Genomic DNA, 12,828 nt, shown 5'->3' on the forward strand with positions numbered 1-12,828 from the left:
GGCCGAATTGTTAGCCGCGTTAGTCGGTTAGCCCAGCATCGGCGGCATGGCGGGCGGCCACGGATTGTCCGGATTGCGCGCCAACGTTCGACGCGCGAGCGGCGCGCCTTCCGTATGTTCGGGACCATTCGCGAGCACGCTCTCCAACGAACGCACCGCATCCAGATGGCCGCCGAGATCGCGATAAGCGTCATACGTCATGGTGAATTCGATCGGCGCGACGATCGCCGGCGTGGGCACGGTGCCGAACGAACGGTCGGGCATGCGCGACACGTCGACCATCACAGTGATGCCGCCGCCTGGCCACACATAAGCCGGCGCGCCGCCGCACGTCACGTTCACGAGCTTCTGCTTGATCGCACGCGTGAGCAGCACGGGGTTCTCGGTCGCGCCCGCGCGCAGACTGCCGCCCGCGCCGCCGAGAAACAGCACCGTGGCAAGCGACGGCTCGCAGTTTTCGCCGATGCGTTCCACCGTGCGGCGCACCGCATCGGGCATCGCCGCGACGCGCGGCACGAGCTCATGATCGAGTTCATACCACTGCGCGTGCTCGCCGGTAGTCGACACCATCAGGAGACGCATGCCGGGTTGAGCGACAGCGGGATCGAAGCCTTCGATAATCGCGAGCGGGTCTTGTATGTCGGTGCCGCCCCAACCGATGCCTGGATTGGCCACCTGAAAATAGCGTCCTGGCGTCGATTTGCGTCCGCGAATCTTGATGCCCGAGCGCGTCATGCCGAGGCAGCGCCCCGCCTGATGCTCGGTCAACACGCCGGTGATGTGATCGTCGACTACAACGACTTCGTCGACATGGCCGAACCATTGCTTCGCGAAAATGCCGATGGTCGCCGAACCGCAGCCGACGCGCATGCGCCGTTCCTCGACGCCGTCGACCACTGGCGCCGCGCCCGCGCGCACCACGAGACTCGCGCCGCCGTCTATGCTGAGTTCAACCGCCTGCTTGTTGCCGAGTGCAAGCATCATGTCGCAGGTCACGCGGCCTTCTTTCTTGCTGCCGCCGGTCAGATGATGCACGCCGCCGAGGCTCAACATTTGCGAACCGTATTCCGCCGTCGTCACATGGCCGACGATCTCGCCCTGGCAACGCACGTTCGCCTGCTCGGGTCCGAGAAAGCGATCCGTGTCGATTTTGACCTTGAAGCTGCAATAGCTGAAGATGCCTTCGGTGACGACCGTGACCATGTCGACGTCGTCGAGCTTCGAGGCAACGATGAAAGGCGCGGGCTTGTAGTCGGGATAGGTGGACGATGCGCCCACGCCCGTGACGAAGAGCGCGGCGTCGGCCGTATCGTCACGCGCTTCTTCTGGAGATGCGCCGAATTCGACCAGTGCATCTGCGCTATCGGCTTGCGAGCGCGACAGGAATACGACAGGGTCGACGCGAATCAGCCGCCCGTCCGCATTCGCATAGCGATCGCATGCGCCGGTGCGCCCTTCGGAGATCTGACACAGCACCGGACAGGCATTGCATTCGATCTTGTTCGACGCCATACGCTCGCTGCGCGGCGCCGCCTTCTCGAGCACGGTGGGACCCGGCGTCGAGGCGATATCGCCGTCGACGCGTTCCGCACCGAAATCGACCTTCGTATGTTCTGTCATAGTGGGGTTCCATACGACGACATCACAATCGGTCCTGCCCGGCTGACGAATAGCCCTTGTTTCAGGGCACTTTCGCGTGACTCGCATGATTCCACGCATGATTCCATGTTGCGGTCACTTACCGTTCGTGTAGTGTTCGCTACACCAAACATGTCTGAAATCTACCCGATCAAAATAGACTGCGCAATGAGTTTCCGGCCTGCGAGCGGATGGTGCGCCGCCGCATTCAAACGCTGACTCGAACATTGAACGCGGCCTCGTCGCCAGAGATTCAATTTACGCCGAAGCAGTTCACCGTGCATCGCTAGAAAGAGACTCGGCAGTCTGCAATGCGCACGGTATGATGAGGACGCCTGCATTCCAACGAAGCGCGCGCAAGAGAGTTCAATCCCTTCAACACGCCAACGAAGAGATACCAGATCGCCATGAATTCCACTGCCGGCCGCAAGCCGGGCGCCACGGGCATCCGTGCGAAACAGGCACAGGACACGCGCGCCAAGATTCTGAAAGCGGCAATCAAGGTCTTCGCGAAGCAAGGCTATGCGAGCGGCCGGGTGGAAAGCATTTCGAAGGCCGCGCGCTCGCACGACCGCATGATCTACTACTACTTCGGCAGCAAGGAGCAGTTGTTCGTCGAAGTGCTGGAGACCATCTACACGCAATTCAACGAAGCGGAAAGCAAACTCGACCTCGACCTCGAAGACCCGGTTCACGGCCTCGAACAGATGGTCGAATTCGTCTGGCAGTACTATCTCGATCACCCTGAGTTCGTCACGCTGCTATCGAGCGAGAACCTGCATCAAGGCAAGCATGCGAAGAAGTCGTCCAAGCTGAAGGAGATTTCCGGCTATGCGATTTCAGTCGTGCAGAAGTTGCTGGACGCAGGCAAGGCGCAGCACGTTTTTCGCGCCGACGTCAAAGCACGCGACGTGTATCTGATGATCGCGTCGCTCGGTTATTTCTATAACGCCAATCAGTACACGTTAGGCGCGTTTCTCGGCGAAGCGCTGATGGACAAGGCGGCGCTCGCGCATTGGCGTGAAGTGATCAAAGACACGGTGTTGCGCGCGGTGCGTCTGCAATTGCCGGTTGATGTCGCGTCGAATGCTAGCTTGAGTGCGGACACGGAGGCATAAGTAAAGCACTCGAGAGAGACAACCGCACAATAAAAAAACGCACGCCGTACCAGAGGCGCGCGTTTCTTCATCAATCCATTGCTACAGCAAAACCCTCAAGTCTTCGCCGCCGCATCGTCTTCGCGGAACAGCTTATCGGCGAGATGAAACGCCGAGTTCGCCGCCGGCACGCCGCAGTAAATCGCGGTTTGCAGCAGCACTTCCTTGATCTGCTCGCGCGTCACGCCGTTGTTTTTCGCGGCCCGCAAATGCAGCGCGAGTTCTTCGCTGCGATTGAGCGCGACCATCATCGCAATCGTGAGCAGGCTGCGCGTGTGCCGCGGCAAACCTTCGCGCGTCCACACTTCGCCCCACGCATAACGCGTGATGAAGTTCTGAAACTCTTCCGTCAACTCCGTGCGGTTGGCAAGCGAGCGGTCCACATGCGCGTCGCCCAATACCGCGCGGCGCACGCCGAGTCCGGCTTCGTAGCGGTCTTCGTCGTTCATTTGGGCTCCGTCAAAAAGTCGATCACTGCCTTCGTGAACGCATCGGCCTTCTCGATGTTCGAAATATGCGAGGCGTCCAGTTCGACGTAACGCGCGGCCGGAATCGCCTGCGCCAGTTCGCGGCCTTGCGCGGGCGTCGCGGCCACGTCGTGCGTGCCGCTGATCACGAGCACCGGCAGCTTGATGCCAGGCGTCTCAGGACGCAGATCGGTCGCGTCGATCGCATCGCAGTTCGACGCGTAGCCTTCCTTGTCGGTATGCACGAACACGTCGCGAATCATCGCAAGCACGACGGGCTCGCGCTCGAAGTAATCCGCCGTGAACCAGCGCGGCAACACCGCGTCGGCGAGTGCCTGCATGCCTTCCGTGCGAGCGCGTGCGGCGCGCGGCACCCACACTTCCGGCGAGCCGATGCGCGCCGCCGTGTTCGCGAGCACGACGCGCTCAAAGCGGCTCGCATGACGCGCGGCCAACGCGACGCCCGTGAGTCCGCCCATCGACACGCCGCAAAAATGCGCGCGCGCGATCTTCAGCGTATCCATCAGGCCGAGCACGTCGCCCGCCAATTGTTCGATCGTGTACGGTCCTTTCGGCGCTTCCGAATGTCCGTGACCGCGCGTGTCGTAGCGCAGCACGCGAAAGTGCTTCGACAATGCCGCGACTTGCGGCGTCCACATGGACAGATCGCTGCCGAGCGAATTCGACAGAATCACCCACGGCGCGCTGCCGTGACGATCGCCGTCGATCCGATAGTGAAGCTCGGTGCCGTTGACTGCGGCGTATGGCATGCCGGTTACTCCTTCGAAGTGGCGCGCTGCGAACGCGCGGTATGAAGCGCCAGCGCTGCGTCCACGTAAGCGTGCGCCTGGCCGACGTATTGAGCGGGATCGAGCAGTTGCTTAAGCCGCTCAACAGAAAGATGCTGGGTCACGGCGGAGTCCGCGGAGAGCACGTCCAAAAGCGTCTGCCCTTCGCGGATCGCCGCCTTCGACGCGCTCTCGACCAGATGATGCGCGTCGAGCCGGCCGATGCTGTCGCCGAGCGCGAGCATCACCGCTTCGCCGAGAATCAGGCCGTGCGTGACGTCGAGATTCGCGGCCAGGCGCGGCATGTTCACGTTGAGTCCGCTCGCGATCTGCCCGATGTTCGCAAGCGCGCCGCCCGCGAGCCGCGCGAGATCGGGCAACGCATCCCACTCGGCTTGCCAGCCGCCGAGCGCGCGCTCGTGTTCCTGCACCATGCCCGCGAACACCGTGGCGACGAGCCCCGGCGCGCGCGTGGCCGCCGTGAGCACCGCCGCACAGCCGACCGGATTGCGCTTGTGCGGCATCGTCGACGATCCGCCTTTGCCGGCCGCGGCCGGCTCCGATAGTTCGTCGATTTCCGTTTGCATTTGCAGCGAGATGTCGCGCGCGATCTTGCCGAGCGTGCCGATCAGCATGCCGAAGAACGATGCCGTTTCAGCGATGCGATCGCGCTGCGTATGCCACGGCAAAGTGGGCACAGCGAGACCGAGTTCCTGCGCGAGCGCTTGCGTGACCTGCGGCGCCGCATCGCGCAGACTCGCGAGCGTGCCGGCCGCGCCGCCGAATTGCAGCACGAGCACGCGCGCGCGCAATGCGTCGAGCCGTTCGCGATGACGCAGCAATGCATCGAGCCATTGTGCGAACTTGAGACCGAGCGTGATAGGCAGCGCCTGCTGCAACCACGTGCGGCCGATCATCGGCGTCGCGCGATGCGTGGCCGCGAGCTTCGCGATGGCGTCGCAAGTGGATTGCAAGCCGCTGTCGAGCAAATCGAAGGTGTCGCGCAGTTGCAGGACCGTCGCCGTGTCGATGATGTCCTGGCTCGTCGCGCCCCAATGCACGTATTTCGATGCTTGCGCGTCGGCGGCTTTCACGCGCGCGGTGAGTTGCTTGACGAGAGGAATCGCGAGATTGCCGCCGAGCGCGGCGTCGCGCGCGAGCGCGTCGGCGTCGAGTTGATCCGCATGACACGCGGCTTCAATTGCCGGGACGGCCGCCGCGGGAATCACGCCGTGCGCGGCCGAAGCGCGCGCGAGCGCCGCTTCGACGTCGAGCATCCGTTGCAGTGTGGCGCGCGGCGCCCAGATGTCGTTCATCGGCTGCGTGCCGCAAAGAAGGCCGGTGAGCCGGCCGCTGGAGTCGAGCATGATGACGTCGATGATCGGATGATCTGGTGAATGTAGCACTGCGGGCAGTATGACGCGTTGCGCGTCACAGTGCCCGCAGTTGTCAGCCGCGCTTAAGCGGCCCGCGCCGCCTGCGTGCCGTCGATCAGCGGCACGCCCGTGAGTTTCAGCAAGGCGTCGAAGTCGATGTCCGAGAAAATCTCGCGCACGACGAGGCCCTGGTCGGTCACGTCGATCATCGCGAGATCAGTGTAGATGCGGTCGACGCAACCGACGCCCGTCACCGGATACGTGCATTCCGCGGCGATCTTGCTTTCGCCCTGCTTGGTCAGATGCTCCATCATCACGTAGACCTGCTTCGCGCCGATCGCGAGGTCCATCGCGCCGCCGACCGCCGGAATCGCGTCGGGCGCGCCGGTGTGCCAGTTCGCGAGGTCGCCCTTCGCCGAGACCTGGAATGCGCCGAGCACGCAGAAGTCGAGGTGGCCGCCGCGCATCATCGCAAACGAATCGGCGTGATGGAAAAACGCGCCGCCCGTCAGCAGCGTGACGTGCTGCTTGCCGGCGTTGATCAGTTCGTCGTCTTTCTCGCCCTTCGCGGGCGCCGGGCCCATGCCGAGCAGGCCGTTTTCGCTGTGCAGGAAGATTTCCTTGTCGGCGGCGAGGTGGTTCGCCACCAGCGTCGGCACGCCGATGCCGAGGTTCACATACGCGCCTTCCGGAATATCCAGTGCGACGCGCTTGGCCATTTCATCGCGGGTCAGTTTCTTCATGTCGGTCTCCGGTTCAGGCTGCGGCGTCGCGCGGATTGGGTTGCGGGGCATGTGCCGCTTGCGGCACTTCGATCACGCGCTGCACGAAAATGCCCGGCGTCACGATGTTTTCCGGGTCCAGCGCGCCGAGCGGCACCACTTCCGACACTTGCACGATGGCGGTCTTTGCGGCGCTTGCCATGATCGGCCCGAAGTTGCGAGCCGTCTTGCGATAAACGAGGTTGCCCCAGCGGTCGCCCTTATACGCTTTGATCAGTGCGAAATCCGCGTGAAGCGGCGACTCGAGCACGTAATGCCGGCCGTCGATCAGACGCGTTTCCTTGCCTTCGGCGAGCTTCGTGCCGTAGCCGGTCGGCGTGAAGAATCCGCCGATGCCCGCGCCGGCCGCGCGGATGCGCTCGGCCAGATTGCCTTGCGGCACGAGTTCGAGTTCGATTTCGCCGGCGCGATAGAGCGCGTCGAATACATACGAATCCGTTTGACGCGGAAACGAGCAGATGATCTTGCGCACGCGCTTCGCCTTCAGCAGCGCCGCGAGGCCGATGTCGCCGTTGCCCGCGTTGTTGTTGACGATGGTGAGTTCGCGCGCGCCCTGCTCGATCAGCGCGTCGATCAGTTCCGACGGCATGCCGGCCGTGCCGAAGCCGCCGATCATGACGGTCGCGCCGTCGTGGACATCGGCGACGGCCGATTGAAGTGACTCGAAAATCTTGTTGATCATGTCGAATTTCCTTGAGAGGCGCTACGCGCGTCGGGCTCGCCATCGCGTTGTCGGCGCTGTTTCGCGAACCTTGCAATGTTCTTATAGCGAACACTGATTCGATTAGCGAACGATTCGAAGATTATGGTTGCGCTTGCGCCGCATTGTCAAGGCGCGGACTTTCCCTTAATCATAGGTTCCCGCAAGGCGAAGTGCGCGCCACCTGGCCGTCGCGAGCCGCCGATTCTGACCGGCAGCAAAGAAAAACCCCACTATCGCGTTCGGCGATTCTTCCGCTACCCTTTATCGACACATCGAATACGAACAGCACCACGCGACCCTCGTCGAAAAGCATGTCGGACACGAACCTTGACCTGAACCTGATCCCCTACCTCGTTGCGATGGAGGACACCCGCAACGTGAGCCGCGCGGCCGAGCAACTCGGCGTGAGCCAGCCGCGTGTGAGCACGGCGCTCGGCCGGCTGCGCGAATATTTCGACGACCCGCTGTTCGTGCGCACGTCCAAAGGCATGGAGCCGACGCCGCGCGCGCTGGCGATTCTGCCCGCGGCGCGCGACGCGCTTCTGCGAATCGAAAAAGGCATGCTCGACGCGCAGGAGTTCGATCCCGACACGAGCACGCATACCTTTTCGATCGCGCTTTCCGACGTCGGCGAAATCGTGTTTTTGCCGCGGCTATTGCAGCTTTTCGCCGAGCGCGCGCCGCACGCGAATCTGCGTTCGGTGTCGCTGCCGCCCTCGCATGTGGAACGCGGGCTCGAATCGGGCGACGTCGATCTCGCGGTCGGTTACTTCCCCGATCTGTCGGGCAATAACTTCTTTCAGCAGCGGCTCTTCACGCACCGGTTCATTTGCCTGATGCGCACCGGTCATCCGCTATCAAAAGCGCCGCTGACGCTCGCGCAATATGTCGCGTCGGGACATGCGGTGGTGCGCGCCGAAGGACGCAGCCAGGAAGTCCTCGAACAGTACCTCGTGAAAAAGCGCATCAAGCGGCGCGCGGTGCTGGAAACGCCGCATTTCATGAGCCTGCCGTTCATCCTCGCGCGCACGGACCTGATCGCCACGGTGCCGCACGCGATCGGCTTCGCGTATGTGTCCGAGCATGCGTCGATCACACTTGTCGAACCGCCGCTGCCGCTGCCGCGCTTCGATTTGCGGCAGCACTGGCATCGCAAGTTTCATAACGATCCGCGCGGCACCTGGCTGCGTGGCGTGGTCGCGGAACTCTTCAACGATGCGCTCGACGAGTGGCCGAAATGAAACCGTCAGCTCCGCGACGCCTGAAGGGGCATCGGCACGTTATGCCGTAAACATGGAACAATGGCTGTACTCATGAACCCGCGCGCTCCACTCCACTCGAGGTCGACGCGCGATCGCGGAGGAGCGACGGATGACCAGCAGCAAGACAGAACAAACCACAGCCACGAATGCAACCGAGGCCGCGAATGGCCGCCCGAGCCGCGAGGAAGCGGAAGCAGCGGTTCGCGTGCTGCTGCGTTGGGCCGGCGACAACCCGGAGCGCGAAGGGCTCATCGACACACCGGCGCGCGTCGTGCGCTCGTATGAGGAGTTCTATGCGGGCTATCAGATCGACCCGCGCGAGATTCTCGCCCGCACGTTTTCCGAAGTAGACGGCTACGACGAGATGATCGTGCTGAAGGACATCCGCTTCGAAAGCTATTGCGAACATCACATGGTGCCGATCATCGGGCGCGCGCATGTTGCTTATCTGCCGGGACATCGCGTGGTCGGCATCTCGAAGCTCGCACGGCTCGTCGACGCATTCGCGAAGCGTCTGCAGATTCAGGAAAAGATGACGGTGCAGATCGCCGATACGCTGAACGACGTGCTGCAACCGGAGGGCGTCGGCGTAATCCTGGAAGCCTCGCATCAGTGCATGTCGACGCGCGGCGTGCACAAGGCCGGCGTAACGATGGTCACGTCGCGCATGTTGGGCACGTTCCGCACGGACCCGTCCACGCGGCGCGAGTTTCTGTCGATCGTCGGCAATCCTGGCGCGGTGGCGGTGCATAACACGTAAGCGCGGAGCCCATCACGCCATCTTCCGCGCGCCGAGCGATTGTCCGAACGTCGCGAGCATCACGGCGCCCAGCACACAGGCCACGCCCGTAAGCTGCGCCGCGCTGACCGGCTCGCGCAGCAGCAGCGCGGCCAACGCCAACGCGCTGACCGGCACGAGCGCGGTCATCAGGCCGGCTTCCGCGCCGCTGACGCGCGCCGCGCCTTCATACCAGAGGACGAAACCGGCCACCGTCGGCACCAGCGCGTAATACAGCACGCCGCCGAGAGCCGCCGCGTCGATCGGCATGTTCCAGGCTTGCTCGAAGCAGGCGGGCACGATCGAAACCGCGAAGCCGATGCCGCACATCAGCGCCGACAGCGGCAGCGGTGCAACCGGCGTGCGCAGCTTGCGATTGAGCAGAATGAACAGCGCCTCGCAGACAATCGCCGCGAACACCAGCAGGTTGCCAACAATAGAGCCGCCCGCGTGCGGCGCGGCGTTGTCGCCGGCATACACGGTGCACGCAAGCACGCCCGCTGTCGCCAGAACGATCGCGCCGAGCAGCGCCGGCGACGGGCGCTCGCCCAACGCGAGCATGGCCACCATCGCCGATACCGCGGGCAAGGTGCCGGCGATCACGCCGGCATCGCCGGCAGAAGCGAGCTTCATGCCGCTGATCAGCAACACCGTATAGCCGACGCTGCCCGCCGCGGCCTGCGCGATCACCAGCGCGGTGTCGCGACGGTCGAGGCGCGGCCAGCGCACGCCGCGCCAACGCATCACGAGCACAAACAACGGGAACGCAATCGCAAAGCGCAGCGCGGTCGCGCTGAACGGCGGCAAGCCGGCCGCAATGGACTTGCTGACCACCACCGTGCTGCCGACGCCGATCATCGCGAGCGCGCAGCAGATGTAGCCGACATACCGTGAATTCATCGTGCTTCTCCGGGACAAGGGACCAGCACGCAGATTAAGCATGCGGCGCGCGCAGGTCTTGAACGAAATTGCAGACCGACGCGCGATGGCCGCGTGCGCGATCCATCGAGTATCCTGATTGGCGAAGCACGCGAACAAACGACGCGAAGCCGTGCGGGAACAGGCTTTGCGTAGGCGTCGGGCCAGGCAGCCGGCAATACCGGCGCAGCCAACTTGCCAACAACAAACAGGAGCCGCTTAATTGGTCGAGTTTCCGTCGTCGGCGGTATCCACCTGGGGCGGCGCGATTGTCTTCGTCAACGTGCTGTTGACGCGCCTCGGCGTACCGATTCCCGCGGTCCCCGTCCTGCTGTTCGCCGGTTCCGCGATTGCCGCGGGCAACCTGTCGTTCTGGCCGGTGCTCTCCGCGGCCGTGCTGGGCGCGTTGATCGGTGACGGCGTCTGGTTCACCGCGGGCCGTCTTTACGGCCGCAAGCTGATCCGCGTGCTCGGCCAGATGCTGCCTGCCGTCGATGCCCGCGTCGAACAGGCGCGCGCGCTGTTCGAGCGCTTCGGCGTGCCGCTCGTGTCGATCTCGAAGTTCGTGCCTGGCCTCGCGCTGGTCACGCCGCCGCTGATGGGCACCACAGCCGTCGACGCCCGCATCTATGCGCTGTGGGACCTCACCGGCGCGATGGCGTGGGCCACGTTCTGGCTGCTGGGCGGCGCGGCGGCGGAGCGGCAGTTGCACATGCTGTTCGCGTTCGTCAGAGCACAAGGCGGGACCGTGATCGACCTGCTGATAGCCGTCGCGTTGCTGTATCTCGCGTACCGGCTCGTGATGCAGCGGCGGGCGCGGCGTGAAGCGGCTCTCATCGCCGATGGCGATGCCGACGCGGATGGCCGACGATCGCACGCATCGGGCCGCAAGCCGACACCCAAGGTACTCGACGCCCGCCCGCAAAGCGCGGCGCTCGACGCCGCGTCGCCGATTCCCGGCGCGCTCGCACTCGATCCGCACTCGCCCGAACAGATCGACTTCGCCCTGCGCGCCAACGACATGGTGATCTACTGCGTATGCCCGGACAGCGCCACCGCCGCCGAGATCAGCGTGCGGATGCGCAACTACGGCTATACGCGGATTCGCGCGCTGCATGGCGGACTCGATGCATGGCAGCGGCGCGGTTTTCCGGTGGGCTTGCTGCTCGCCGATGAGCCATCGACGGGCAAGCTCGAACACGCGCACGCCGAATCGGGCGGCGACGCACACAATGCGGACAACGCCGTGACGCTGCGCGGTTTCGCGCCGCGACGCAGGGCCAACGCATGAGCAACGTCGGCGCGTTGGCCGAGCGCCGCACGCTTACGACGGCGAGTCCTCCGCCACCGATCCCACCGCCGACCGTCCGCAAGAAACGCGATTGCGTCCCGCCGCCTTCGCGAGATAAAGCTGCCGATCGGCGGCGGCCAGCAGATCGAGCGCGTTCGCGCCCTGCGCGGGCACCATCGTCGCGCAACCGACGCTCACCGTGACCGCCACGCTGCCGTCGCCGCCATGCAAGATGTCCTGCGCCTGCACGTTGCGGCGAATCTTTTCGGCCACGGCAGCGGCGCCATCGGCTGACGTGTCCGGCAGGATCACGGCAAACTCCTCGCCGCCATAACGCGCGACCAGGTCGACGGCGCGGCGCACCGTCGACGAAATGCATTCGGCCACGGCGCTGAGCGCCTCGTCGCCGCTTGCATGGCCGTAGGTGTCGTTAAAGCGCTTGAAATGATCGATGTCGATGAAAAGCGCCGACAGCGGCTGACCCGTGCGCCGCGCGCGTCGCCATTCCTCGTCGAGCCGGTTGTCGAGCACGCGGCGATTGCTGAGACCGGTCAGCGGATCGGTCGCGGCGAGCCGCATCAGCGCGGCCTGCGCGCGCAGCTTGTCGCGCAGTGCAAACGCCAGCAGCCACGACACGATCACGAACACCGTGCCGAACGCGAGCGTCAGCGCGCCGGCGATCATCGCGCGGTGGCGCCACGGCGAGAGCACGTCGTCGACGGCGGGCGCGCGGCTGCGATCAGCGGCGTGCCCGGCACATGCACGAACGTGAACATGCGTTGCACACCGTCGACGGCGGAGCGCGCCACATACGAACCGTCGCGCTGCGCGGCCATGCGCAGGAAAGTCGGCGAACCGGCGATGCTCGCGCCGATGTCGCGCGGCGAGTACGGCTTGCGCGCGATCAGCGTGCCGTCGTCCATCGCGATGAACACCGAGCCGTGCTGGCCCACGCTGATCCGGTCGAGCAGACGCTGGAAATACTCGATGCGGATCGCGAGCAATGCGACGCCGGCAAAGCCGCCGTTTTCGTCATTGATACGCCGCGTCAGACCTATCGACAACTTACCGTCGCGCAAGCGCGAACGAAACGGATGCGACAGATAAAGTCCCACTGCCGGATTGCGCTGATGCACGAGGAAATAGTCGCGGTCGGTGAAGCGAACGGTCGGGCTGATCTCGCCGCTTTGCGACGCGATCACCTCGCCCTTCGCACCGACGACATATGCGCCGCCGAGATACGCGGCCGTGGTCGCGCGATCGAACAGCACCGCTCGCTGAAGGTCGGGCGGCAGATCCGCGCTCAGGTGATGCTCGGCGCCGTCCACCATCGCCTGCAACGAAAGCGCATAGATCTCGACGTTCCTTTCGAGGTCGCTGGAAATGATCGAGACGAGATTCTGCGACGTCTCGCGCGCATGGTCGAGCGCGTCGGCGCGGCCGTTGAGGAGCGTGAGCAGCGTGAGGCCCGCCATCGCCACGGCGACCAGCGTGCCGGCCAGACCCGCGAGCACCGGATGATTGCCCACGTAACGCGCGACGCCGGCTGCTCCGTGCCGCAAATTTCTGCGCCAGCGCCGTCGCTGCCAATGCGCTCGATGTGCCACCTGCGCGTTGCCTCCGTTGCAAGCGGGCCCGCATGAATCGACATCGGGCCGTTATGAGTTA

At 64.4% G+C, this 12,828-nt stretch carries 11 protein-coding genes and 1 pseudogene; 4 read left to right on the forward strand and 8 right to left on the reverse strand.

Features of this window, described 5'->3' with window-relative positions; translation table 11 throughout:
- Nucleotides 1-27: 27 nt before the first annotated feature.
- Complete coding sequence (locus AB6809_RS01970; RefSeq protein WP_029966799.1) at nucleotides 28-1,620, reverse strand: hypothetical protein; 1,593 nt, start codon at nucleotides 1,618-1,620, stop codon at nucleotides 28-30.
- 425 nt (nucleotides 1,621-2,045) lie between these two features.
- Between AB6809_RS01970 and AB6809_RS01975 the strand changes: the two genes are divergently transcribed.
- The gene (locus tag AB6809_RS01975) at nucleotides 2,046-2,756 is read left to right on the forward strand and encodes a TetR family transcriptional regulator (RefSeq protein WP_029966801.1); all 711 of its coding nucleotides are present in this window, start codon (nucleotides 2,046-2,048) and stop codon (nucleotides 2,754-2,756) included.
- Nucleotides 2,757-2,851: 95 nt separating this feature from the next.
- On the opposite strand, the gene pcaC is transcribed toward AB6809_RS01975, so the two are convergent.
- From pcaC to AB6809_RS02000, 5 genes are all read right to left on the reverse strand, one after another.
- Nucleotides 2,852-3,244 (reverse strand): 4-carboxymuconolactone decarboxylase, encoded by a 393-nt coding sequence (pcaC, locus tag AB6809_RS01980; protein WP_006049599.1) that lies wholly within the window; start codon nucleotides 3,242-3,244, stop codon nucleotides 2,852-2,854.
- Nucleotides 3,241-4,032 (reverse strand): 3-oxoadipate enol-lactonase, encoded by a 792-nt coding sequence (gene pcaD, locus AB6809_RS01985; RefSeq protein WP_006049600.1) that lies wholly within the window; start codon nucleotides 4,030-4,032, stop codon nucleotides 3,241-3,243. The genes pcaC and pcaD overlap by 4 nt, the downstream gene beginning before the upstream one ends.
- A gap of 5 nt (nucleotides 4,033-4,037) precedes the next feature.
- A complete protein-coding gene (locus AB6809_RS01990) occupies nucleotides 4,038-5,417 on the reverse strand; it encodes a 3-carboxy-cis,cis-muconate cycloisomerase (RefSeq protein ID WP_029966802.1) in 1,380 nt (459 codons plus the stop codon).
- A gap of 92 nt (nucleotides 5,418-5,509) precedes the next feature.
- Nucleotides 5,510-6,169 carry a 3-oxoacid CoA-transferase subunit B gene (locus AB6809_RS01995; protein ID WP_029966803.1) on the reverse strand — a complete coding sequence of 220 codons (660 nt, stop codon included), beginning with the start codon at nucleotides 6,167-6,169 and terminating at the stop codon, nucleotides 5,510-5,512.
- A 13-nt stretch (nucleotides 6,170-6,182) separates the two neighbouring features.
- On the reverse strand, nucleotides 6,183-6,890 hold the full coding sequence (locus AB6809_RS02000) for a 3-oxoacid CoA-transferase subunit A (protein WP_006049603.1): 708 nt from the start codon (nucleotides 6,888-6,890) through the stop codon (nucleotides 6,183-6,185).
- Between the two features lie 332 nt (nucleotides 6,891-7,222).
- Between AB6809_RS02000 and AB6809_RS02005 the strand changes: the two genes are divergently transcribed.
- Together AB6809_RS02005 and folE are read left to right on the forward strand one after the other, a co-directional pair.
- Nucleotides 7,223-8,152 (forward strand): LysR family transcriptional regulator, encoded by a 930-nt coding sequence (locus AB6809_RS02005; RefSeq protein ID WP_006049604.1) that lies wholly within the window; start codon nucleotides 7,223-7,225, stop codon nucleotides 8,150-8,152.
- A gap of 130 nt (nucleotides 8,153-8,282) precedes the next feature.
- A complete protein-coding gene (gene folE, locus AB6809_RS02010) occupies nucleotides 8,283-8,933 on the forward strand; it encodes a GTP cyclohydrolase I FolE (RefSeq protein ID WP_006049605.1) in 651 nt (216 codons plus the stop codon).
- Nucleotides 8,934-8,945: 12 nt separating this feature from the next.
- On the opposite strand, the gene AB6809_RS02015 is transcribed toward folE, so the two are convergent.
- Nucleotides 8,946-9,851, reverse strand: coding sequence for a DMT family transporter (locus AB6809_RS02015; RefSeq protein ID WP_029966804.1), 906 nt, complete (start codon nucleotides 9,849-9,851; stop codon nucleotides 8,946-8,948).
- Between the two features lie 241 nt (nucleotides 9,852-10,092).
- Between AB6809_RS02015 and AB6809_RS02020 the strand changes: the two genes are divergently transcribed.
- Nucleotides 10,093-11,160, forward strand: a complete 1,068-nt coding sequence (locus tag AB6809_RS02020; RefSeq protein WP_029966805.1) for a VTT domain-containing protein — start codon at nucleotides 10,093-10,095, stop codon at nucleotides 11,158-11,160.
- 33 nt (nucleotides 11,161-11,193) lie between these two features.
- On the opposite strand, the pseudogene AB6809_RS02025 reads toward AB6809_RS02020, so the two are convergent.
- Nucleotides 11,194-12,767: pseudogene (locus AB6809_RS02025) on the reverse strand (diguanylate cyclase).
- Between the last annotated feature and the right edge of the window lie 61 nt (nucleotides 12,768-12,828).

The organism is Paraburkholderia sp. RCC_158 (assembly GCF_041355255.1).
Lineage (GTDB): Bacteria > Pseudomonadota > Gammaproteobacteria > Burkholderiales > Burkholderiaceae > Paraburkholderia > Paraburkholderia graminis.